General features: G+C 59.9%; 22 protein-coding genes. 17 read left to right on the top strand and 5 right to left on the bottom strand.

The genetic code is table 11. From position 1 onward, the window contains the following. Positions 1 to 73 precede the first annotated feature (73 nt). Positions 74 to 1,063, bottom strand: coding sequence for an NAD-dependent epimerase/dehydratase family protein (locus tag MRK42_RS15045; protein WP_338610805.1), 990 nt, complete (start codon positions 1,061 to 1,063; stop codon positions 74 to 76). Between the two features lie 269 nt (positions 1,064 to 1,332). Here MRK42_RS15045 and tsaA point away from each other — a divergent pair, with 269 nt between their 5' ends. Together tsaA and MRK42_RS15055 are read left to right on the top strand one after the other, a co-directional pair. After that, positions 1,333 to 2,037 (top strand): tRNA (N6-threonylcarbamoyladenosine(37)-N6)-methyltransferase TrmO, encoded by a 705-nt coding sequence (gene tsaA, locus MRK42_RS15050; RefSeq protein WP_042072960.1) that lies wholly within the window; start codon positions 1,333 to 1,335, stop codon positions 2,035 to 2,037. Between the two features lie 211 nt (positions 2,038 to 2,248). Further along, entirely contained in the window at positions 2,249 to 2,797 is a 549-nt protein-coding gene (locus tag MRK42_RS15055; RefSeq protein WP_042027676.1) for a cytochrome b, read from the top strand. A gap of 63 nt (positions 2,798 to 2,860) precedes the next feature. Here MRK42_RS15055 and MRK42_RS15060 read toward each other — a convergent pair whose 3' ends face one another. After that, positions 2,861 to 3,526: a polymer-forming cytoskeletal protein gene (locus MRK42_RS15060; RefSeq protein WP_354688330.1), complete on the bottom strand. Its 666-nt coding sequence runs from the start codon at positions 3,524 to 3,526 to the stop codon at positions 2,861 to 2,863. A 213-nt stretch (positions 3,527 to 3,739) separates the two neighbouring features. Here MRK42_RS15060 and MRK42_RS15065 point away from each other — a divergent pair, with 213 nt between their 5' ends. From MRK42_RS15065 to MRK42_RS15095, 7 genes are all read left to right on the top strand, one after another. Further along, the gene (locus tag MRK42_RS15065; RefSeq protein ID WP_042028195.1) at positions 3,740 to 4,414 is read left to right on the top strand and encodes a response regulator; all 675 of its coding nucleotides are present in this window, start codon (positions 3,740 to 3,742) and stop codon (positions 4,412 to 4,414) included. Next, a complete protein-coding gene (locus MRK42_RS15070) occupies positions 4,414 to 5,799 on the top strand; it encodes an ATP-binding protein (RefSeq protein ID WP_338610811.1) in 1,386 nt (461 codons plus the stop codon). The genes MRK42_RS15065 and MRK42_RS15070 overlap by 1 nt, the downstream gene beginning before the upstream one ends. A 181-nt stretch (positions 5,800 to 5,980) precedes the next feature. After that, a complete protein-coding gene (locus tag MRK42_RS15075) occupies positions 5,981 to 6,469 on the top strand; it encodes a TIGR00645 family protein (protein WP_042027681.1) in 489 nt (162 codons plus the stop codon). Between the two features lie 487 nt (positions 6,470 to 6,956). Next, positions 6,957 to 7,937, top strand: coding sequence for an IS5-like element IS5 family transposase (locus MRK42_RS15080; protein ID WP_279458731.1), 981 nt, complete (start codon positions 6,957 to 6,959; stop codon positions 7,935 to 7,937). A gap of 57 nt (positions 7,938 to 7,994) precedes the next feature. Next, positions 7,995 to 8,270 carry a hypothetical protein gene (locus MRK42_RS15085; RefSeq protein WP_354688331.1) on the top strand — a complete coding sequence of 92 codons (276 nt, stop codon included), beginning with the start codon at positions 7,995 to 7,997 and terminating at the stop codon, positions 8,268 to 8,270. A 124-nt stretch (positions 8,271 to 8,394) separates the two neighbouring features. Then, positions 8,395 to 8,676 carry a putative quinol monooxygenase gene (locus MRK42_RS15090; protein ID WP_338610813.1) on the top strand — a complete coding sequence of 94 codons (282 nt, stop codon included), beginning with the start codon at positions 8,395 to 8,397 and terminating at the stop codon, positions 8,674 to 8,676. A gap of 98 nt (positions 8,677 to 8,774) precedes the next feature. Next, positions 8,775 to 9,203, top strand: a complete 429-nt coding sequence (locus MRK42_RS15095) for an N-acetyltransferase (protein ID WP_338610814.1) — start codon at positions 8,775 to 8,777, stop codon at positions 9,201 to 9,203. A 286-nt stretch (positions 9,204 to 9,489) separates the two neighbouring features. Here the strand turns inward: MRK42_RS15095 and MRK42_RS15100 are convergent, their stop codons facing one another. Next, positions 9,490 to 10,797: a sigma-54 dependent transcriptional regulator gene (locus tag MRK42_RS15100; RefSeq protein ID WP_026456248.1), complete on the bottom strand. Its 1,308-nt coding sequence runs from the start codon at positions 10,795 to 10,797 to the stop codon at positions 9,490 to 9,492. Positions 10,798 to 11,163: 366 nt separating this feature from the next. Between MRK42_RS15100 and MRK42_RS15105 the strand changes: the two genes are divergently transcribed. The 6 genes from MRK42_RS15105 to MRK42_RS15130 all read left to right on the top strand — a co-directional run bounded on the left by MRK42_RS15105 (position 11,164) and on the right by MRK42_RS15130 (position 15,582). Further along, on the top strand, positions 11,164 to 11,742 hold the full coding sequence (locus MRK42_RS15105; protein ID WP_224210082.1) for a hypothetical protein: 579 nt from the start codon (positions 11,164 to 11,166) through the stop codon (positions 11,740 to 11,742). 87 nt (positions 11,743 to 11,829) lie between these two features. Further along, entirely contained in the window at positions 11,830 to 12,927 is a 1,098-nt protein-coding gene (locus MRK42_RS15110; RefSeq protein ID WP_026456250.1) for a hypothetical protein, read from the top strand. 54 nt (positions 12,928 to 12,981) lie between these two features. Next, a complete protein-coding gene (locus MRK42_RS15115; protein ID WP_223378556.1) occupies positions 12,982 to 13,659 on the top strand; it encodes a C39 family peptidase in 678 nt (225 codons plus the stop codon). 7 nt (positions 13,660 to 13,666) lie between these two features. Then, on the top strand, positions 13,667 to 14,326 hold the full coding sequence (locus tag MRK42_RS15120; protein ID WP_338610815.1) for a hypothetical protein: 660 nt from the start codon (positions 13,667 to 13,669) through the stop codon (positions 14,324 to 14,326). Between the two features lie 59 nt (positions 14,327 to 14,385). Continuing rightward, positions 14,386 to 14,868, top strand: coding sequence for a hypothetical protein (locus MRK42_RS15125; protein WP_338610816.1), 483 nt, complete (start codon positions 14,386 to 14,388; stop codon positions 14,866 to 14,868). Positions 14,869 to 14,958: 90 nt separating this feature from the next. Beyond that, the gene (locus MRK42_RS15130; protein ID WP_354689055.1) at positions 14,959 to 15,582 is read left to right on the top strand and encodes a transporter; all 624 of its coding nucleotides are present in this window, start codon (positions 14,959 to 14,961) and stop codon (positions 15,580 to 15,582) included. Between the two features lie 123 nt (positions 15,583 to 15,705). Here the strand turns inward: MRK42_RS15130 and MRK42_RS15135 are convergent, their stop codons facing one another. Together MRK42_RS15135 and puuR are read right to left on the bottom strand one after the other, a co-directional pair. Further along, positions 15,706 to 16,983 carry an FAD-binding oxidoreductase gene (locus tag MRK42_RS15135; protein ID WP_042027692.1) on the bottom strand — a complete coding sequence of 426 codons (1,278 nt, stop codon included), beginning with the start codon at positions 16,981 to 16,983 and terminating at the stop codon, positions 15,706 to 15,708. Between the two features lie 50 nt (positions 16,984 to 17,033). Next, entirely contained in the window at positions 17,034 to 17,591 is a 558-nt protein-coding gene (gene puuR, locus MRK42_RS15140) for an HTH-type transcriptional regulator PuuR (RefSeq protein WP_042027694.1), read from the bottom strand. Positions 17,592 to 17,944: 353 nt separating this feature from the next. Here puuR and MRK42_RS15145 point away from each other — a divergent pair, with 353 nt between their 5' ends. Further along, the gene (locus tag MRK42_RS15145) at positions 17,945 to 19,408 is read left to right on the top strand and encodes an NAD-dependent succinate-semialdehyde dehydrogenase (protein WP_338610817.1); all 1,464 of its coding nucleotides are present in this window, start codon (positions 17,945 to 17,947) and stop codon (positions 19,406 to 19,408) included. Positions 19,409 to 19,612: 204 nt separating this feature from the next. Then, positions 19,613 to 20,908 (top strand): 4-aminobutyrate--2-oxoglutarate transaminase, encoded by a 1,296-nt coding sequence (gabT, locus tag MRK42_RS15150; protein ID WP_338610818.1) that lies wholly within the window; start codon positions 19,613 to 19,615, stop codon positions 20,906 to 20,908. The last annotated feature ends 331 nt before the right edge of the window (positions 20,909 to 21,239 follow it).

Raw genomic sequence — 21,239 nt, forward strand, 5'->3', positions numbered from 1 at the left:
ATCAGCATCCCGAAATAAAGAGGGCATCCCGCAGGATGCCCTCTTTTGCATTGAGCAGGTTTCATGGCAAGCGCTATTGCGTCACGCAGATCCGCTGGCGCAGCGCCGCCTCCTCTGTAGTCGTCATCCCGGCGGCCAGAGCCCCCCCCTCGTTATCGGCGAGCCAATGGGCCAGATCGATAGCGGTCTCCTCCAGCGGACGGAAGTTGAGCCCCTGCACGATGGCCGCCTCGGCGCTGATGCGGCCATAGCCGGCATACTCAGCCAACCCGTTGGGCAAAAGCGTGGGATAGCTCTGCCAGGGCTCAACCCCGGCCGCCAGCATCTCTTGCCAGGGCATCCACTCGGGCTGTAGCTCCTTGGCCGGTACCAGCCTGGCAGCCAGCCGCTCCACCCAGTCCGCCAGCGTGATGCCGGGCTTGACCAGGTTGAAGACGCCCCCCAACTGGCGCTCGGCGGCCCGCAGGGCAAACTCGGCGCAGTCGCGCACGTCGAGATATTGCAGTCGATCCTGCCCATCCCCCGGCAGCAGCCAGGGCCCCCCCTGCTGCACCCGTTTTACCCACCAGGCCATGCGCCCGGTAGGGTCAAAGGGGCCGCACAGCACACCGGGACGCAGGATGCAGAGCCGCTTCCCCCAGCGGGCACGATATTCGGCCTCGCACAATACCTTGAGCGGACCATAGTCGGTGGGGAATTCATCCTTGCTGATCTGGTGCAGGGGCGCTGACTCATCCATCTCTGGTTGGGCAAAGTCGCGATAGACGCTGATAGTGGAGATAAAGATCAGCCGCTCGCAGTGCCCGAGCAGAGCCGCCGAGAGGCGCGCCGCCTGCTCCGGGTGGTAGCAGCAGGTGTCGATGACAAGATCCCAGTAGAGACCATCCCCTTGCAGCGCACTCAAATCCCGGTCCCGATCGCCGATGAGCTGAACCAGATCCCGCCAGTCCGGATGCTGGTAGTGGCCGCGATTGAACAGGGTCACCTCGTGCCCCCAGTCCAGTGCCAGCGCGGTGAGATGGCGGCCGAGAAATCCGGTGCCGCCGATGATCAGCAATTTCATCCATGTCCCTCCTGATCGGCACAGGCGCTCCTGTCTCCCCACCGATCTGTTCATCCTCTGCGGCTGATGTTGCGCAAACTGACCGCGCCGCCATCCTGCCGGCTCCTTGTTTGCCCCTACCCTACGCAACTTGACAGCCAGACACAGCCTGCGCAGCGCCGGGATGGGACGGGGATCACGGCAGCAGACGCGCAGGGATGCTATCGGGTCATGCCTGCGTTTTGGGGCCGGTTGTGCTAAATTGCCGGGGTTTTCAGTCAGGATCCGCCATGAAGTTCGAAATCGACACCCTGGGTATCATCCGCTCTCCCTACAAGGAGAAGTTCGCCATCCCGCGCCAGCCCGGTCTGGTCAAATCGGCCCGCGCCCGCCTCGAGCTGCAGCCCCCCTATGATCAGCCGGACGTGCTGCGCGGCATCGAGCAGTTCTCCCACCTGTGGCTCAGCTTCGTGTTTCACCAGACCATGGATCAGGGCTGGCACCCGACGGTGCGCCCACCACGCCTCGGCGGCAACGAGCGGGTCGGGGTGTTTGCCACCCGCTCCACCTTCCGCCCCAACCCCCTCGGCCTCTCCGTGGTCGAGTTGCACGGGGTTGGCCGCTCGCGCGGCAAGCTGTGGCTGGAGCTGGGGGCGGTGGACTTGCTCGATGGCACCCCCATCGTCGACATCAAGCCCTACATCCCCTATGCCGATAGCCTGCCGGATGCCCGTGGCGGTTTCGCCCCGGATGCCCCCACCCCGCCTCTTTGCGTGAGCTTCACGCCAGAGGCGGAGCAGCAGTTGCAACCCTGGCTCAAGGCCCATCCCGAGCTGCGCCAGCTGGTGAGCGAGGTACTGGCTCAGGATCCGCGCCCCGCCTACAAGCAGGGTAAGCCGGATGACAAGGTGTACGGGGTGCGGCTATTTGACTGCAACGTGCGCTTTAGCATCAGCGAACCCGTTTGTCAGGTGCTGGCCATCGAAGCCGCCTGAGGCTGACAGGGCCCCATCAGTGCTCGGTTTCACGAACATTTCACGCACCCGGGCGCCTAATGGCCCTGCAAACGGTGTGGTCAGGTGCTACCCTCTCCCCGGCCGCCCACGGCTGCAGTACCCACCCGCCGTTTGCCGCCCATGGAACCGGCCCGACCTCGCGCCCGGCTATGCCACACGGATGTGACGCTCTCACTGAAGGAAACCAATCATGCTGATGAATACCGAACAACGCTACGGCGCCCTCAATATCGGGCTGCACTGGCTGACCCTATTGCTGATGATCGCCGTCTACGCCCTGATCGAATTTCGTGACATCTTCCCCAAGGGAGATCCGGGACGGGACCTGATGAAACAGTGGCACTTCATGCTGGGGCTGCTCATCTTCGCCCTGGTGTGGGTCCGCCTCTTTCTGCGCGCCATCAGCCCGACGCCCCGCATCGTGCCCGAGTTGCCACCCATGCTGAGCCTGCTGGCCAAGCTGGCGCCCATCGCGCTCTACGGCTTTATCATCCTCACTCCGCTGTTTGGCTGGCTGCTACTGAGCGCCGGCGGCAAACCCGTCCCCTTCTTCGGCATGACGCTCCCGGCGCTGGTCGCACCGGATCCCGAACTCAAGAAGTGGTTCAAGGAGATACACGAGACCCTGGGCAATATCGGCTATGCCCTGATCGCCCTGCATGCGGCGGCGACCCTCTATCACCACCATGTGCGCAAGGACAACACCCTGACCATGATGCTGCCGCAGCAGCGCGACTGACATCATCAGCACAGACGAAAGAGGGGGCCAACAAGGCCCCCTCTCTCTTTCTGGCAAACCGGTTCAGGCCTGCGCGACAAGCGTCTCAGCCACTTTATCCCCGGCTCCCCGGGCCTGCTCTTTTGCCTTGGGCTTACCGCTTTTGCTATCGGGCAGCGGGTTATTTGGCGGCTCGATGGTCGCCCTCTCCGCCGGTTGGGAGTGGCCAATAAAATTGCCTCCCTTGCAGATGGAGAGGGTGCCTCCCTTGAATACGCCCTGCATCCTGCCATTTTCCAGGATTTCCACCTCTTGCGAGCTGCAGGTGCCGTCCAGCAGGCCATTGATGACGACCCTGGGTGCACTCACCTCCCCTTCGACAAAGCCACCCTGCATGATGCGAAGCACCCCCTTGCCCAGTTCGATGGTGCCGTTGACGTGCCCCTGCACCTCCAGGTCACCGTCAAGCAGCAGATCTCCCTTGAAGCGGGCTCCCGCCGCGATCACGGTAGTGCCCGCCGGCGCGCTGTCACCGGACTGACTCGCACGTTTTCGTCCAAACATCCTGACTCTCTCCATCAACCAAATGAGCAAAACCAGCGGCATGGGCGCCACCGGCCATAAGTAGTTATCCGACCCCAGCACATAGAGCAGCAGGGCCGTTCCCCAGCAGAACCAGACGATATAAAGAAGGTCGCTACGCTCCCTGCCTTGCAGGCAGGCGCGCCATCTTCGGGGCTGATCTTTCATCCATCACCCTCTCTTGCTGCATGAACCGCCGGCAAGATACCGGACTGGATGCCATCAATAGCATCATGTCCGGTTTAAACGACCAGTTGACAAAAAGTCTGAAGTCGGGCTGATTCAGTCCCGATACAGGCGGGGCGCATTAGGATACGGATTGACTCTGCATGACTAACCCTTTCTAATTGGCAGCCTGGACCTCCTATGACCGCCCATATCATGAAAATTTTGTTGGTCGAAGATGACAAGCTGCTCAATCACCACCTCTCCTCCCTGCTGACCGAGGCCGACAATCAGGTCTACAGCACGGATCAGGCTGGTATTGCGCTGCACTACGCCGCTGACTATCCCATTGATGTGGCCATCATCGATCTCGGCCTGCCGGACATGGACGGCCTGCAGCTGATCCGCCAGATGCGCGAACAACAGATCCCCTTCCCCATCCTGATCCTGACCGCTCGTGGCAACTGGCAGGACAAGGTCGAGGGGCTGGAAGCGGGCGCCGATGACTATTTGGTCAAGCCGTTCCAGAAAGACGAGCTGCTGGCTCGCCTCAACGCTTTGCTGCGCCGCAGCGCCGGGTTTATCTCCCCGCGGGTGAAGGCCGGTGATTACGAGCTGGATCTCTCCCGCAAGGAGCTGACCATCGCCGGCGAAGTGGCGGTGCTCACCAGCTTCGAGTACCTCATTCTGGAATACCTGATGCGCAATGCCCGTCAGGTGGTTTCCAAGCAGCAGCTGCTCGATCAGCTCTACGGCGACGGCGAAGGTGACCCCAATACCATAGAGGTGATGGTGAGCCGGCTGCGCAAGAAGCTGGATCCGGAAGGGACGATTCAACCTATCTCCACCATCCGTCGCCAGGGTTACATCTTCAACCTGTCGTGCAACTGATGCGGCTCTCTCTGTTGCTGCGCCCTGTGCAGCTGCTACGCCGCTCCCTGCACATCAAGCTGCTGCTCAGCTCGCTGCTGGTGATCGCCCTTATCATGAGCTTTGCGGTGTATGCTCTCTACCTTGCCCATGTCGAGGAGCTGAGCCAGAAGGCGAGCGCCCGGATGCAGGAGAACCTGGCCAAGCTCTTCTCCTCCACCGAGCCCTCCCAGAACAAATCCGCCGATCTTGGCCACCTCTCCCGCAATGCCGGGGATCGCAACCTCGACACCCTGATCTGCCGTGCCGACGGCGCCCTGGTGTGGTCCAGCCTGCATCTGCCCGAGGTGATCAAGACCAAGCAGACCATCTGCGGGGATCTGATGAAGTACCTGGGGGGGATGGATCTCGACTACTTCTTCAAGAAGCACACCATACAAAACGGCGAGAGCTACTTCGTCTACAGCCTGCGTTTTGTTCGCAACCCCGGCACCGGTACCACCGCCTACTACGTGGTGATGATAGATTCTGCCAAGCGCTACCACGCCCAGGCGCTCGCCTACCTCAGCCAGACCGCACGCCAGGCGCTGCTGGCCTATATGCTGCTCGCGGGCATGCTGGTGCTCACCACCTTCTGGAGCCTCAGCTCCCTGCGCGCCATCGCCCGCCAGCTCGACGAGATCCGGGCCGGCAAGCTCGACGCCCTCTCCAGCGATGTCGAGCGGGAACTGGCGCCCCTTACCGACTCCATCAACCAGTTGCTGGAGAACGAGCGGCAGCAAACCCAGCGCTACCAGCACGCCCTCAACGATCTCGCCCACAGCCTGAAAACCCGGCTGGCGCTGATCCAGATGACCACCCGGGAGAGCAAGCTCGGGCGCGACATCCACGACAACATCAACGAGCAGATCCTCACCATGGATCAGATGGTCCAGTACCAGCTCAGGCGCGCCGTCACCGGCCGCCAGCGCCTCGCCAGCAAAGGCACTGAGCCGGTGCCCCTTATCGAGAAACTGCTGGCCAGCCTGACCAAGGTCTATCGCCACAAGAAGCTGCAGACCCAGTTTCACTTCGATGACGACGCCCTGTTTCACGGTGAGCAGGGGGATCTGATGGAGCTGATGGGCAACCTGCTCGACAATGCCTGCAAGTTCGCCATCAGCGAGGTGCATGTGACGGTGCGCCGTCAGGCCGAGCAGCTGCGCATCGAAGTGGAAGATGACGGCCCCGGCATAGAGCCGGCCAAGTCGGAGCAGATCTTCCAGCGCGGCGTGCGGGCCGACAGCTCCCCGGGGCAAGGCATTGGCCTCGCGGTCGTGACCGAGATAGTCCACAGTTACGGCGGCCAGATCCGGGTGGACGAATCGCCCCTTGGCGGTGCCCGCTTTACCCTGATCCTGCCCTGACCCCCAGGGGCCCTGCCACAGGGCCCCTTGCTTTCCCCTCCTGCAATGCGGGTCGCGCCTGTCGTGTGCCCACCGCACAAATCCCCCACCGTTTTCATTCAGATACTTGTGATGCGCCCCATCTCGGTTAAGCTAGGGGCGTTTTTGTATGTTAACCCTTTGATGGACTTGCTATCACACCATGGAAAACATGTTTGAAAGATTGATGTACGCATCGCGCTGGATAATGGCCCCCATCTACCTGGGGCTCAGCCTTATCCTGCTGGCGCTGGGCCTGAAGTTCTTTCAGGAGATCATCCATATCCTGCCGAATATCTTCGCAATGAAAGAGGTGGATCTGGTGCTGGTCACCCTGTCACTGATCGATATCACCCTGGTGGGGGGGCTCATCGTGATGGTGATGTTTTCCGGCTATGAGAACTTCGTCTCGCGCCTCGACGTGGGGGATGAGAGCGACAAGCTGGTGTGGCTCGGTAAGCTCGACGCCGGTTCCCTGAAGAACAAGGTGGCCGCCTCCATCGTCGCCATCTCGTCCATTCACCTGCTCAAGGTGTTTATGAATGCCGAGAATATCCCCAACGACAAGATCAAATGGTACCTGCTGATCCATATCACCTTTGTCGTCTCCGCCTTTGCCATGGGCTATCTGGACAAACTGACCCGCAAATAAGGCGCGGCCTTCATACACTGCGGCCACCTTCGGGTGGCCGCAGTGTTTTTACTCTTCCCCCTTTCACCGTATCCAGACGCCCCACCGACCCATTCAGGCAGCAACCCAGCCCGTGTTTAATTTATTGATCAACGACTGATTATTGCCCATTGCCTCTTCCAGAAAAGGCTTCATTCGGTATCATGGTCGCTCGACAAAGCACCGCATCCAAAGGCTCGCCATGCGCCTTCTCAGCTATGCCGATTTAGTCCGAAGCATATTGGTTCATAACAGCAGTGTGGGAGCTGTAACTCAGGGGCGGTAGCATGACCGTAGTGAGTAATCCGTGATGACAAATGTTAAACCTTGAAAAATATGTATCCTTTATACCCATAAGAGCTCTTTATTATGAAGAAAACTCAAATAATAAATCAATTAGGGAAGGTGCGAACAAGTCTGTGATATGAGATCATAATGTTCATCCGGAGCCGCATTTCCGAGGGCCATCATGAGTCATCAACTCACCTTCGCCGACAGTGAATTCAGCAGTAAGCGCCGTCAGACCAGAAAAGAGATTTTCTTGTCCCGCATGGAGCAGATTCTGCCATGGCAAAACATGGTGGAAGTCATCGAGCCGTTTTACCCCAAGGCTGGTAATGGCCGGCGACCTTATCCGCTGGAAACCATGCTACGCATTCACTGCATGCAGCATTGGTACAACCTGAGCGATGGCGCGATGGAAGATGCTCTGTACGAAATCGCCTCCATGCGTCTGTTTGCCCGGTTATCCCTGGATAGCGCCTTGCCGGACCGCACCACCATCATGAATTTCCGCCACCTGCTGGAGCAGCATCAACTGGCCCGCCAATTGTTCAAGACCATCAATCGCTGGCTGGCCGAAGCAGGCGTCATGATGACTCAAGGCACCTTGGTCGATGCCACCATCATTGAGGCACCCAGCTCGACCAAGAACAAAGAGCAGCAACGCGATCCGGAGATGCATCAGACCAAGAAAGGCAATCAGTGGCACTTTGGCATGAAGGCCCACATTGGTGTCGATGCCAAGAGTGGCCTGACCCACAGCCTAGTCACCACCGCGGCCAACGAGCATGACCTCAATCAGCTGGGTAATCTGCTGCATGGAGAGGAGCAATTTGTCTCAGCCGATGCCGGCTACCAAGGGGCGCCACAGCGCGAGGAGCTGGCCGAGGTGGATGTGGACTGGCTGATCGCCGAGCGCCCCGGCAAGGTAAGAACCTTGAAACAGCATCCACGCAAGAACAAAACGGCCATCAACATCGAATACATGAAAGCCCGCATCCGGGCCAAAGTGGAGCACCCGTTTCGCATCATCAAGCGGCAGTTCGGCTTCGTGAAAGCCAGATACAAGGGGCTACAGAAAAACGATAACCAACTGGCGATGTTATTCACCCTGGCCAACCTGTTTCGGGTGGACCAGATGATACGTCAGTGGGAGAGATCTCACTAAAAACCGGAAATAACGCCAGGAATGGCGAAAAAAACGGCCTAAATAGGCTAATTCGAGGTGTTTACGGGAGAACAATCGGCCCGGATCCGCGAAATTTTAATCAGCGAGCCAGCTTGGGAAGAAATGACCTGCTTATTCGCACTTTCCTTAGTAGAGGCAGTAGATGTTCATACATTGGAGAGTTTTTCTGCTGATGATTATAGAAATTATTTAAAGAGTGAAGGGCTATTTATGGTTAATCATCACGACATTCTAGTATCATCATGTGCTGGATACCCAATTGCCTTATCAAAGAAACATTTAGACATATACATTGAAGAATTAAAAAATTAGACATCTACTGCCACAATAAAATAGTACATATTATATACTTGTTTTATTCTCGTTTTTATTTTTAAATGTCAGTTATTTACCCTGTTTATTATCAACATTAAAATATCTCTGTTTGAGGGAAGCCGTGAGCAAGGTGATACTAAAGGGATGTATTATTGTTCCTCCATCAGATTTAGCTCAGGTTAAAGATGAGCTTGCCAGACATATCCAACTGACTCGCACTGAGCCCGGTTGCCTTGTCTTTGAGGTAATTCAAGATAGCGCTAATCCATGTCGATTCGATGTCTATGAAGAGTTTGTCGACAATATAGCCTTTCAAGCACACCAAGCCAGAGTCAAATCCTCGTATTGGGGAGAGATTACGGCCAACGTAGAGCGCCATTATACGGTGACGATAGCTGAATGATTTTCAGCTACGAGAAAGTCATCATCTGTCCACGAACGCCCCATGACGCTTGACTCATCGAGTCGATCCCGTCTCCATTTTTAACTATTGAGGAAACCATGATCCGTCCATTATCTACTGCCGATTTGGATGCCGTGGTAGAGCTCTGGTATCAGGCATCCATACGGGCTCACCACTTTATCCCCGCCTCTTTCTGGCATGCACAGCGGGCGGCAATGCGGGATATCTATCTGCCCGCCAGCGAAAGCTGGGTCTATGAGGAAGGTGGCCAGCTCCTGGGGTTTGTCTCCTATCACCAAGGGGCACTCGCGGCCCTCTTTATCACCCCGGACAAGCAGTCACAGGGACTGGGTCGCCAACTGCTTGAGCACCTCAAAGGACAATATGAGCGCCTCGATTTGAAGGTATATGCAGAGAATGACGCTGCGCGGCGCTTCTATGTCCGCAACGGTTTTACTGAGAGTGAACATCAGGTGTGCGAGCATAGCGGCCACGCCGAAATCGTCATGCATTGGCAACGAGGTTAATCGCAGGTGGCCAACAGCAGTACCTAATCCGCCATGGCTGGCATGCAGCAGTGAGCTTAATCCGGCCGTATTGCCGGATAACCTCTTCTGTCCCCCCGTTGCCCACATCATGCGGCGACCAGCATCGAGTTTCCGAGCGCTATTCGCCAGAAACAACAAGGCCACCATTGGGTGGCCTTGTTGTTTCTGGCATCTTCCGGGTAAGCCACGGACGGGTTGCAACACTGCCGCCCATACTCACGCTGATATAGGCCACCTCTTCTCGCCACCCTGACGGGGTGCCAGCTTACAGCAAATCGTGCTTGTCCAGCAGGCGATAGAGGGTCGCACGGGAGATATCGAGCTGGCGCGCCACCTCTTCCAGCTGATCCGGGAAACGGGTCAAGGTTCGTTGCAGCGCCTGGCGTTCTGCTGCTTCACGCACGGCCTTGAGGGAGTTGTTCATGTTCAGCAGCTGGGAGTCCCTGTGGATCAGCTCCATATCCTGGGCATCGATAAAGGGGCCCGAACACATGACGGCGGCCCGCTGTACCCGGTTGCGCAGCTCCCTGACATTGCCTGGCCAGTCGTAAGACTGCATGGCCTGGCGCGCCTTGCGGGTGAAGCTTATCATGCGATTGCCCCGCGCCTCGGCCAGGACCTCGTCCGCCAGCAGCTGGATATCTTCGGCTCGCTCACGCAGCGCGGGTGTGCGCAGGCGCACCACATTGAGCCGATAGTAAAGGTCCATGCGAAACGAGCCGTTGGCCACTGCCTGCTCTACGTCTATGTTGGTTGCGGCAATGACCCTCACATCGACGCTGCGGGACACATGGCTGCCCACCGCCTCTATGCTCTCCTCCTGCAAGAAACGCAGCAGGGTCGCCTGATCTTCGAGCGGCAGCTCGCCTATCTCGTCGAGAAACAGGGTGCCGCCATCGGCCGCTTCTATCCTGCCTATCTTGCGACTCTGGGCCCCGGTGAAGGCCCCCTTGACGTGACCAAACAGCTCGGACTGGATCAGCTGGTGGGGCATGGCGCCACAGTTGACGGCCACGAAGGGGCTATCTTCCCCAAACGCGCTGTAGTGCAACTCCCTGGCGACCAGCTCCTTGCCGGTGCCGCTCGGCCCGGTCACCAGCACCGGCAGGCGACAGTGCTGCAAGCGCTGGATCTGTTCACGCAGATGACGAATGGGGACACTCTCCCCCTGAATGAAGCGCGGTTGTTCCGCTATTTTCGGACGATAGCGCCTGATCAGCCGGGCCATGCCGAGGGCATGGCCCAGGCTGTGGGAGAGCCGTATCCGCTCGAGGGGAAAGGTGTGAAAATCATGGAAGCAGGCGGCCAGCAAATTGCGCATCTCCTCACTGGCGAGGGCATCACGCTGGATCAGGCCAATCCACAGGCTGCTCGCGTGCTGCGTGATCAAGGCTGACAATGCCTCGTGCTGATCAGGCTCAATAGCCACCAGTACCAGGGGATAATCCTTCTCCTGCAACTTTCTCTCTGCCATCGCCAGTGAACTTGCCTGCTCCACCCGCCACTCGCTTTTGACCAGCAGACTCTCCAGTACGGCACATGAATTGATGAGCAATAATGCCGTTGCTGTCATATGGAAACCTCCTTGTTCGAGCTTCTTATAAGCGTGCCAATCCTGGCCCCGCAAGGTTCATGTTTTTATTTTGATAGAAATTCTCATTATCAAAGAGCTTAATTCGAGCACATCAGGTGACGATAACTATAAACCATCCCGCCTAATTGACTGATGCGCAGCAATATTGAGACAAGCCAGTCTTAGGCTGAGAAAAATAAATTCATTGATAAACAACACCTTGATGGATGACATAAAAATGCAGTCTCAAATTTGAGACAAAACAGTGCGATCTGAAAACACAAAATCGATTTAAATCAACAAGTTAAGTTTTGGCATCGCCATTGCTATATCTGTAAACCCCAGGTGACAAACAATAGAGATAGCATGATGAAATATATTGTCGTGGCGATCCTTTCACTCCTCCAATTGATGAACTCATCACAAGCGGAGAATCGTGTTGATTTGGGGTCGCAAGCGCTTGGCAATATTCGTGGCAACCTGGGCGTCAATATGGTTGCCGGCAATCACAACCAACAAGGCAACCTCGCATCTATTTCCCTCTCGGGTCCGGCCGTAATTCAGTTCAGCCAACAGAATCAATCCAGCGTCACCCCGGGCGGTCACCAGAGCGTCGCCATCCATGGCGCGGCACTTGGCCAGAACCAGGGGCTTTTGAGCATCAACCAGGCAGCGGGTGAAGCCAACCAGCAACTCAATGGCTTCGCATTGTCACTGGGCGACGCCGGGATAAGCGTCGTGACCGACGTGAATCTCGGCAACAGTATCGCCAGCCCCTCCCCGGGCCAGCTCTCCGCAAGCATGACAACCAGCATCTATCTGGATGACAACGCCCTGAGCGGCAGTAAAGGGGTCATTCAGGTGAACCAGGTCACGGGACAGGGCAACCAGGCCGTCAACATGGTTGCCCTGCCCCTGGCGGGCGCAGTAACGGCATCACCCTGATGCCGCAGGGACAGGAAGCGAAGTCCGGGGGCGCAGCACCTGCCAATGGGCGGATCTTCCCCAGAAAGTTCAATGGAGAGACTCAATATGCGTGGACTTATTTACAGCTCATTAGCCGCCGCTGTCATCATGGCGATGTCCGGCACCGCATCCGCCGAGTACCGCGGTGACAAGGATGAGACAGGGGCAACCTTGACCAAGAAGGTCAAGGCTGAGGTCGATGTGAAGTACGAAGGCAAGGTGATGGTCGGCGGCTTTGTCAACGTCAACAAGCTCGGCATGGCCGTCGTGGACAACCAGCAATCCAGCACCATGATAGGCACAGCCAACAGCAGAACGGAGAACGCAAGCAAGATTGATGGCTCGTTCCAGGGGGCATCCGGCAACATCGGTGCCAACGTGGCGGCCGGTGACTCCAACGTACAGGGCAACAGCGTCTCCCTGGCCGCCTATGACCAGGTCGATGCCGAGTTTGTCATGGGCGGTGGCCACCCTCACGGCAGCGCGGGTGGCTCTTCGGATGCCGAGATCTTCTCCAGCCAGAGCGCCAGCATGAACTGGGCCAGCAACCAGGGGCACCAGAACAGGGCGAGTGTCGGTGGTGGTGCCTTCAAGAATGCCGCGGGCAATATCAACGCCAACGTAGCCTCCGGCTCCGGCAACGTGCAGGCCAACAACCTGGCCGCCTCGGTATCCACCGGCGCCATGGCGGTGGCCACCGTGGCCAACAGCCAGCATGTGTCCAAGAACCTGACCGAGAACAAGAGCCTGAGCGCCACCAGAACGGTGGAGAACGCCCCGGTTCACCTCAAGCTCGATGCCAAGGGTAATTACGAGGGGACGAGCAAGCAGTCCAACAACGTCTATCCGGAGATCTGGCAGGATCGTGATCATCCCAACGGCGGCAGCCTCTGGGGTCACATCGACTACGACAATCTGGACAACGACGGCAGCAAGGACTCCAAGTTCGAGTTCAAGGAAGAGGGTGACATGACACTGCACGGCTCGGTGACCGGCTACATCCCTGTGGTCAACACCTACACCGCCCGTGAGACCTTCAACCATGCCACCATAGACGGCGGCTCCTTCAATGGCGCCGTGGGCAATATCGGAGTGAACGTCGCGTCTGGCACCAACAATCTGCAAGCGAACAACCTCTCGCTGGCAGCCGGATTTGCCAAGTGATCCACCCTTGGGGGGCCTGTGTGCCCCCCATTTTTTGCCCACAAGGAGGTGTCAATGCGCTGGCTATTGCCGTTGCTGTTCAGCCCCGTCGTCTGGTCGGCGACCCTGCCGATGGGAGAGCATCTCCCGGCGCTGGGGGGGCTTGCCAAACCGGTACAGAGCATCCAGGAGCGCCGTTATGCCAATCTCGAGCGCCAGCATACCGACTTCAGCTGTGGCGCGGCGGCGGTGGCCACCATACTGCGCCATGCCTATGGCCAGGCGACCAATGAACGCTGGGTGATGGACGGTATGATGGCCATGGCCGATCCGGCGCAGGTCAAACGCTACGGCTTTTCCATGCTGGACATGAAGCAGTACGTACAGATGCTGGGGATGCGTGCCCGGGGTTACCGCCTGAGTGATGCCAAGCTGCGCCAGGTGAGAGTGCCGACCATAGTGCTGCTCAACATTCGCGGCTATCAGCACTTCGCCGTGCTGCGCGCCATCGACCGCCGTGACCGCGTCTATCTGGCAGACCCTGCCCTTGGCAACCGCATCATCTCGTTCAGGGAGTTCAAGGAGAGCTGGAACGGGATCCTGCTGGCCGTGATCGGTGCAGGCTATCGTCCGGACGCTCCCCTGGCCAACCCCTCCCCTCCGTTCTCGGCCAGAGGCAGGGACGGGCTGTTCGCCCCGGTCAATGAAACATCCCTGCTGGACTTTGGCTTCCAGCACAAAGAGCTAATGTGAGGTCACCATGAACACCCGACCTGCCCTCTACCTCGTCTGCAGCCTGGGGGTATTGCCCCTCCCGCTGCTGGCAACATCCGATCCCCTGGCACAGCTGTCGGATCAGTTTGCACCACAGATGTCCGATAACGAGCTGGCCGGCTTGCGGGGGCGTTATGTCAACGCTCACGGCATCCACTATTTTGGCATCGAGTTCATCTCCACTCTGACCACGGCCCAGTCCCGACAGACGGCAGCCATGAACCTGGCGCTGAGCGTGGAGCAGCACACCCCCAGGCTGGATATTCGCATCAAGGAGGGGGCCAGCGCGGTCGCCACGGCTCCTGCCAGCGCCCCTGTGCAGGGGGCGGGCCTGGTGCAGGTGATGCAGCTGGAAGGGCGCGGCAACAGCTCGGTGAACCTCACCGGCATCGGGACGACGCCTCTCGAAATGGCAGGCGAGCTTGTCTCCGCCGGCCATTATCAGCAGCAGGGCGTGCTCGGCACCGCCAGTTACAGCGTCTCGGGCAACTACGCGGGCCTGCAGTTCAATACCCCGGATGGCAGCGTCCGGCTGGAGCAGAGCCTGCGGGGCACGGACTTCAGTCGCGGCCTGCTGCAACTCAATCGGGTCAGGGGGGATGGCTTGCAGACCCTCAACCAGACGAGGATCTGGTTCTCCCGCTAGTCTCTGCTCCCCTGACGGCACGAAAAAAGGACGATAAACGACAACAAGGATCCGCTCCCATGAAACAGTCCCCCCTGCTGTTGATGATGTTGACCCCGCTGACTTGCTGGGGCGCCACCGCAGAAGAAGAGGCGTTGCAACAACAGCTGGATCAGTTGCGCCAGCAGCTGATCCAGCAAAATCAGGCGCTCCACCAGCTGCAGGCCAGGCTGGAAGCCGTCAAGAGCAGCGGAGTAACCGCGACGGGCACCGGCACGGCTGCCGTGACACCGGCCAGGGCACAACAGGAACCGGACCGTCGCAGCCCGGAGCCCGGTCGCAGCACCGAAGATCTGCTGCTGGAGCAGCACAACGTCTTCGATCGCGCCCTGACCTTCGACCTCGGCCTCTCCTACCAGCACTACAACCGCAAGGATCTCGCCCTGCGCGGCTTTCTCGCGCTGGATGCCATCTTTCTTGGCGAGATCAATCTGGACAGGGTGCGATCCGACCAGATAAGCGCCGATCTGGTGACCCGCTACACCCTCAACGATCGCTGGTAGCTGGAGCTCGCCATTCCCTATCTGTTTCGTAGCAGCAACTACCAGAGCACCGGCAAGGATAACTCCAGCCGCAGTTTCGAGGAGCAGAGCATCAGCGACGGGGGCCTCGGCGATCTCAGCCTCGCCGTCTACTACCGGGTCATGGCCGAAGACGAGGAGTGGCCGGATCTGGTGTGGAATGTCAGGGTCAAGGCACCGACCGGCAAGGATCCTTACGGCATCGAGCTCGACACCTCGGCATCGGGCAACCTGATGACCCCGAAGGAGCTCGCCACCGGCAACGGGCTCTGGCAGCTGTCGACCGGTTTTTCGCTGGTCAGGACCCTGGATCCCGCCATCCTGTTCGCCAACATCAACTATGGCCACAGCCTCAAGGAGGATTTTGACGACATCTCCTATCAACCGGGGCAGCAACCGGGTAGCGTCCAGCTGGGAGACTGGTTTGAATACGGGCTCGGGGTCGCATTCGCCCTGAACGAGCGCTTCAGCCTCTCCTTCAACATCAACCAGCGCATCACCCGCGAGTCCGAGCAGGGGGTGGAAGGGTTCGGGATGGAGAAGGTCATCGGTTCGGATGCCAACGCGGCGAGTTTTGGCATGGGTTCGACATGGGCCATCACCGACCGGCTATCCATGGTGGTCAACTGGTCGGCAGGGCTCACCACGGATGCCCCCGACTACAGTATCGGGATCCGTTTTCCTTACCGCTTCTAGTCAGACCGAGTGTGGGAGGCAGGTTTTATGGGGAACAAACAATGAGGGAGGCATGATGCCTCCCTCGGGTGATTCCGAGCTGACGATAGAGCCTTGCCCTTGCATCGCCTCCCGCTGGGCCGCTTACACCCCCAGGCGATCGCGCAGGGTGTACCAGGCAGCGCCGGCGGCGGTGAAGGGAATGCGGAACATGCGGCCCCCCGGGAAGGGGTAGTGGGGCAGTTTGGCAAACGCATCGAAGCGCTCCGCCTGACCGCTCAATACCTCGGAGAGCAGCTTGCCCGCCAGATGGGTACAGGTGACGCCGTGGCCGCTGTAGCCCTGCATGTAGTAGATGTTGGGGCCGATACGACCAAACTGCGGCAGGCGCGACAGGGTCAGCAGGAAGTTGCCGGTCCAGGTGTACTCCACCTTGACGTCGGCCAGCTGGGGGAAGGTTTTGCGCATCTTGGGGATGATCAGCCGCTCGATATCCGCCGGATCCCGCGCCCCGTAAACCACACCGCCGCCATAGATGAGCCGGTGATCGGCGCTGGTGCGGTAGTAGTCGAGCAAGTAGTTGCAGTCTTCCACGCAGTAGTTTTGCGGCAGCAGTGAACGGGCCCGCTCCTCCCCCAGCACTTCGGTGGTGATCACCTGGGTGCCACAGGGCATGCTCTTGCCGGCAAGCTCGGGCACCAGGTTGCCGAGGTAGGCGTTGCCGGCCACCATCACGAAACGCGCCTTGACCGCCCCCTTGGCGGTCTTCACCAGCGCAGGCTGGCCCGGCGTGATGCTGGTGACGGCGGATTGTTCGAAAATAAGCCCCCCCTGCATGCGGATCGCCTCCGCTTCCCCCAGCGCCAGGTTGAGGGGGTGGATATGGCCGCCGCTCTTGTCGAGCAGGGCGCCGACGTAACGATCGCTCGCCACCACTTCACGCACCCCCTTGGCATCGAGCAGCTCCAGCTTGTCGTTGCCCCACTTCTGCCAGCGGGCCTGCTGGGCCTTGAGCTCGTGCAGCTGCTTCTCGGTCTCGGCGGCGAACACACCCCCTTCCTGCAGATCGCACTGAATGTTGTAGCGCTTGATGCGATCGCGGATGATCTGGCCCCCTTCAAACAGCATGGAACCGAGCAGCCTGGCCTGATCCGGCGGGCAGTTCGCTTCTATGGTGTCGATGTCGCGGCTGTAGGAGTTGACGATCTGGCCGCCGTTGCGACCGCTGGCGCCAAAGCCGACCCGGGCCGCCTCCAGCACCACTACCTTGTATCCCTTCTCTACCAGGTGGAGCGCACTGGAGAGGCCGGTATAACCCGCCCCGATGACGCAGACATCGCACTCCAGTTGCTCGGTCAGAGTGGCAAAAGGCGCATGTTGATTGGCGCTGGCTGCGTAGTAACTGTTTACATGCTCGGTCATGATCCCTGTTTCCTTACCGGTTCTTTTCCCTAGCGAGGCATCGCCTGACACTAGAAATTTGCCGGGGTATGCGCGCTGACGATGCGGCATGTCTGCCCCGACGGATTGCTGAAGCTGTGGGGCTCGCCCGTGTCGATCACATAGCTGTCGCCCGCTTCCAGCTGATAACTCTGTCCTGCCACCGTCAGGGTCACCGACCCCTCCAGCACCGTGCCGACCTCTTCCCCCTGGTGCTTGACCTGGCCACCGGTGTCGGTGCCGGGGGGATAGGTCTCCAGCATGAAGCCGAGCTGGCGGCGGTTGTTGCCGTTGTGCACCAGCTTCATGGAGACCCCCTGGCTGCCCAGCTCGATCAGCTGCTCGGCCTTGATCACCACGCCCGGCACGCTCTGCTCCTCTTCGGCGAAAAAGCGCGACAGTGGCAGGCCATAGACGGTGAGCAGCTTTTGCAGGGAGGCCACCGACGGGCTCACCTTGTCCTGCTCTATCATGCAGATGGCGCCGTGGGTCAGGCCGCTCAGCTCGGCGGCTCGCCGCTGGGAGAGCCCCAGCTGATGGCGCACCGCCGCCAGCCGCTCCCCCATGCTCTGGTATGGCAACCCGCTCATGGCAGTCCCCGGGTATCTTCGCTCTTGCCTCTTTGGTACATGATCAACCTCCCTGTCGCCGCTGGTTAAAATAGCGGACCAATCATCCCCCGGCTGTTTGCTATGTTACACAGCGCGAGCGTTCATTATTTTGCACACCCTTGATACCATCCTGTGGCACCATATGGGATATACCGTGCGTCACAGCCCATTTTCTAGCATGCCGAACACCAATAATTCAAATATATTTAACACTTGAAAAACATTTCGGCTCACTTTATGTTCTCCCTGTGCTTATTATTTTATACGGCAGCACCACAGGGAGGGTCGGGTAACCGGCCCCCTGCTGCCCGGATCCACACTCGAGGCTTCCCATGTCAGGAACTACACCCAACAGCAGCTTGATCAAATCCCGCGCCTATATAGATGGTCACTGGTGCGATGCCGCCAGCGGCCGCACCTTCGAGGTCACCAATCCGGCCAGCGGTGCCGTGATTACCCAGGTGCCCGACATGAATGCCGAGGACACCCGCCGCGCCATCGACGCCGCCAAGGCCGCCCAACCGGCCTGGGCCGCCCTGACCGCCAAGGAGCGCAGCAACAAACTCTACGCCTGGTTTGCCGCCATCACGGCCCACACCGACGAGCTGGCCCGCATCATGACCTGCGAGCAGGGCAAGCCGCTGGCCGAAGCCAAGGGGGAAGTGGCCTACGGCGCCAGCTTCATCCAGTGGTTCGCCGAAGAGGGCAAACGCGCCTACGGCCGCACCATCCCGGGTTTTAGCGGCGATCGCCGTCTGGCCACCATCAAGCAGCCGGTGGGTGTCGTCGCCGCCATCACCCCGTGGAACTTCCCCATCGCCATGATCACCCGCAAGGCGGGTCCGGCACTGGCCGCCGGTTGCACCATCGTCATCAAGCCTGCCGCCGAGACCCCCCTGTGCGCCCTCGCCCTGGCGGCACTGGCCGAAGAGGCGGGCATCCCGGCCGGCGTCATCAACATCATCACCTCCCATCAGGCGGCGGCGGTGGGTGACGAGCTGTGCCAGAACCCTGTGGTACGCAAGCTCTCGTTCACCGGCTCGACCCGCATCGGCAAGCTGTTGATGCGCCAGTGCGCCGACACCATGAAGCGGGTGTCGCTGGAACTTGGCGGCAACGCCCCCTTCATCGTCTTTGACGACGCAGATCTCGATGCCGCCGTGGCAGGGGCGCTGGCCTCCAAATACCGCAATGCGGGCCAGACCTGCGTCTGCGCCAACCGCATCCTGGTGCAATCGAGCGTCTACGACGCCTTCGCCGAGAAGCTGACCGCCGCCGTCAAAACCTTCAAGGTGGGGGATGGCATGAGCGAGGGCACCCAGATTGGCCCCCTCATCAACCCCGCCGCCGCCAGCAAGGTGGCCGAGCTGGTCAACCAGGCCCGGGACGCCGGCGCTAGGGTGCTGCTGGGGGGCGAGGCCCACCCCGCCGGCCCGCTCTTCTATCAGCCCACCATCCTCGGCGAGGTGAAGGGAGACAACCCCATCCTGCAGGAGGAGATCTTCGGCCCGGTGGCACCGCTGGTGCGCTTTGACAGCGAAGAGCAGGCCATTGCGCTGGCCAACGACACCCCCTATGGCTTGGCCGCCTACTTCTATGGCCGCGACATCGCCCGGGTGTGGCGAGTCGCCGAGCGGCTCGAATACGGCATGGTGGGCATCAACGAGGGGATCATCTCCACCGAACTGGCCCCCTTTGGCGGCATCAAGGAGTCGGGTCTGGGCCGCGAAGGGGCGGCCGAGGGGCTGGAGGAGTACCTCGAGACCAAATACCTCTGCTTTGGCGCCATCCGCTAGGCAGGATAACGATCACCCCACCGACCTTCCCTTCACAAGGGAAGGAGCAAACCCAGCCCTCCCCCCCATGGGAAGGGCATGGGCGGGGTCTGGCCAGCCTGCCAAGGCTTGCCACCACACTATTCAAGGACGAAGTGAGTGCTCCCGCCCGGGAGCCTCGCCAACACTCAAGAGAGGGGGCAAACGCCCCCGCAGGGAGGAAAAATGAGTCATTCAGACAACCAGTCAAACCAGGCCTGGCAGGCCCGCCGTGAAGCCGCCGTGGTGAACGGCGTCGGTACCCTGCTGCCGGTCTTTATCGACAAGGCGCAGAACGCCGAGCTGTGGGACATCGAGGGCAACCGCTACATCGATTTCGCCTCCGGCATCGCCGTGCTCAACACCGGCCACAACCACCCGAAAGTGGTGGCGGCGGTGCAGGCCCAACTGGAGAAGTTCAGCCACACCTGCTTCCAGGTCACCCCCTACCCCGGCTATATCGAGCTGGCGGAAAAGTTGAATGCCCTGGTGCCAGGCCCCAGCCCCAAGCGCACCCTGTTTCTCTCCACCGGCGCCGAGGCGGTGGAGAACGCCATCAAGATCGCCCGCGCCCACACCGGCCGCAGCGGCACCATCGCCTTCAAGGGGGGCTTTCACGGCCGCACCATGATGGGCATGGCCCTGACCGGCAAGGTGGTTCCCTACAAGACCGGCTTCGGCCCCTTCCCGGGTGAGGTCTACCACATCCCCTTCCCCGCCGACTATCTGGGGGTGAGTGAAGAGGAGGCCCTGCAGGCCCTCGACCTCTGCTTCAGCGCCGACATCGAACCGAGCCGGGTGGCCGCCATTATCCTCGAACCTGTCCAGGGCGAGGGTGGCTTCTATCCCGCCTCCCCCCGCTTCATGCAGAGCCTGCGCCGCATCTGCGATCAGCACGGCATCCTGCTGATCTGCGACGAGATCCAGAGCGGTTTCTGCCGCACCGGCAAGACCTTCGCCACCGAGTATGCCGGCATTGAGCCGGATATCATGACCCTGGCGAAAAGCCTGGCCGGCGGCTTCCCCCTCTCCGCCGTGGTGGGCAAGGCCGACATCATGAACTCGGCCAAGCCGGGTGGTCTGGGCGGCACCTATGCCGGCTCCCCCATTGCCTGCGCCGCCGCCCTGGCGGTCCTGGAGGTGATCGAAGAGGAGCAGCTCAACCAGAAGGCGCAAGCCCAGAGCGAGCAGATCAAGGCAGGGCTGCAACGCATAGCCGAGCGTTTTGACTGCATAGGTCAAATTCGTGGCCCCGGCGCCATGGTGGCCATGGAGCTGGTGAAGCAGCGCGATGCCGCCCAGCCGGATCCCGACCTCACCAAGCGTCTGGTGGCCGAGGCGGGCAGGCGCGGTCTGGTCCTGTTGTCATGCGGTGTGCGCGCAAATGTCATCCGTTTTCTCGCCCCCCTGACCGCCCCTGCGTCCGTGATTGACGAAGGGCTGCAAATCCTTGAAAAGTCACTGGAGGCCGTGCTGGACTGACCAGCATGAAAGTGACCGCTCACCAGTGCAAATAAATGCAATTTTGCCCCTTTTATCGCTTGTCAAGGGGGCCCTGCAAATGCACAATGCGCGGCCACTGAAAGTACCGGTGCAGCCCAGCGGCATCGGTACTTTTTTCACAGTGAACAAACCCATAAACGAGGCCGGATCACCCCCGGAAAAGATAGCGAGATTGGCAGCAATCTCCCGACACCAAGTCTTAGTGAGGAACAACATGGGGCATGTCAATGCTTTCCTGCCGGCCCTGGCCGGTGCGCGCCACCCTGGCGCCCTTGATCCCCGGGCCACTCTCCCGGTTTCGTTGATGGAC

Origin of the sequence: Aeromonas sp. 19NY04SH05-1, assembly GCF_040581895.1 — a bacterium.
In the GTDB taxonomy this organism is placed as follows: Bacteria; Pseudomonadota; Gammaproteobacteria; order Enterobacterales; family Aeromonadaceae; genus Aeromonas; species Aeromonas enteropelogenes.

Coding starts and splice junctions, on each gene's coding strand:
- MRK42_RS15045 (WP_338610805.1), bottom strand. CDS start 1,063: ATGAAATTGCTGATCATCGGCGGCACCGGATTTCTCGGCCGCCATCTC.
- MRK42_RS15060 (WP_354688330.1), bottom strand. CDS start 3,526: ATGAAAGATCAGCCCCGAAGATGGCGCGCCTGCCTGCAAGGCAGGGAG.
- MRK42_RS15135 (WP_042027692.1), bottom strand. CDS start 16,983: ATGACCGAGCATGTAAACAGTTACTACGCAGCCAGCGCCAATCAACAT.
- MRK42_RS15115 (WP_223378556.1), top strand. CDS start 12,982: ATGCGCTGGCTATTGCCGTTGCTGTTCAGCCCCGTCGTCTGGTCGGCG.
- MRK42_RS15100 (WP_026456248.1), bottom strand. CDS start 10,797: ATGACAGCAACGGCATTATTGCTCATCAATTCATGTGCCGTACTGGAG.
- MRK42_RS15125 (WP_338610816.1), top strand. CDS start 14,386: ATGAAACAGTCCCCCCTGCTGTTGATGATGTTGACCCCGCTGACTTGC.
- MRK42_RS15105 (WP_224210082.1), top strand. CDS start 11,164: ATGATGAAATATATTGTCGTGGCGATCCTTTCACTCCTCCAATTGATG.
- MRK42_RS15080 (WP_279458731.1), top strand. CDS start 6,957: ATGAGTCATCAACTCACCTTCGCCGACAGTGAATTCAGCAGTAAGCGC.
- MRK42_RS15065 (WP_042028195.1), top strand. CDS start 3,740: ATGAAAATTTTGTTGGTCGAAGATGACAAGCTGCTCAATCACCACCTC.
- MRK42_RS15120 (WP_338610815.1), top strand. CDS start 13,667: ATGAACACCCGACCTGCCCTCTACCTCGTCTGCAGCCTGGGGGTATTG.
- MRK42_RS15075 (WP_042027681.1), top strand. CDS start 5,981: ATGGAAAACATGTTTGAAAGATTGATGTACGCATCGCGCTGGATAATG.
- MRK42_RS15095 (WP_338610814.1), top strand. CDS start 8,775: ATGATCCGTCCATTATCTACTGCCGATTTGGATGCCGTGGTAGAGCTC.
- puuR (WP_042027694.1), bottom strand. CDS start 17,591: ATGAGCGGGTTGCCATACCAGAGCATGGGGGAGCGGCTGGCGGCGGTG.
- MRK42_RS15110 (WP_026456250.1), top strand. CDS start 11,830: ATGCGTGGACTTATTTACAGCTCATTAGCCGCCGCTGTCATCATGGCG.
- MRK42_RS15055 (WP_042027676.1), top strand. CDS start 2,249: ATGCTGATGAATACCGAACAACGCTACGGCGCCCTCAATATCGGGCTG.
- gabT (WP_338610818.1), top strand. CDS start 19,613: ATGAGTCATTCAGACAACCAGTCAAACCAGGCCTGGCAGGCCCGCCGT.
- MRK42_RS15070 (WP_338610811.1), top strand. CDS start 4,414: ATGCGGCTCTCTCTGTTGCTGCGCCCTGTGCAGCTGCTACGCCGCTCC.
- tsaA (WP_042072960.1), top strand. CDS start 1,333: ATGAAGTTCGAAATCGACACCCTGGGTATCATCCGCTCTCCCTACAAG.
- MRK42_RS15145 (WP_338610817.1), top strand. CDS start 17,945: ATGTCAGGAACTACACCCAACAGCAGCTTGATCAAATCCCGCGCCTAT.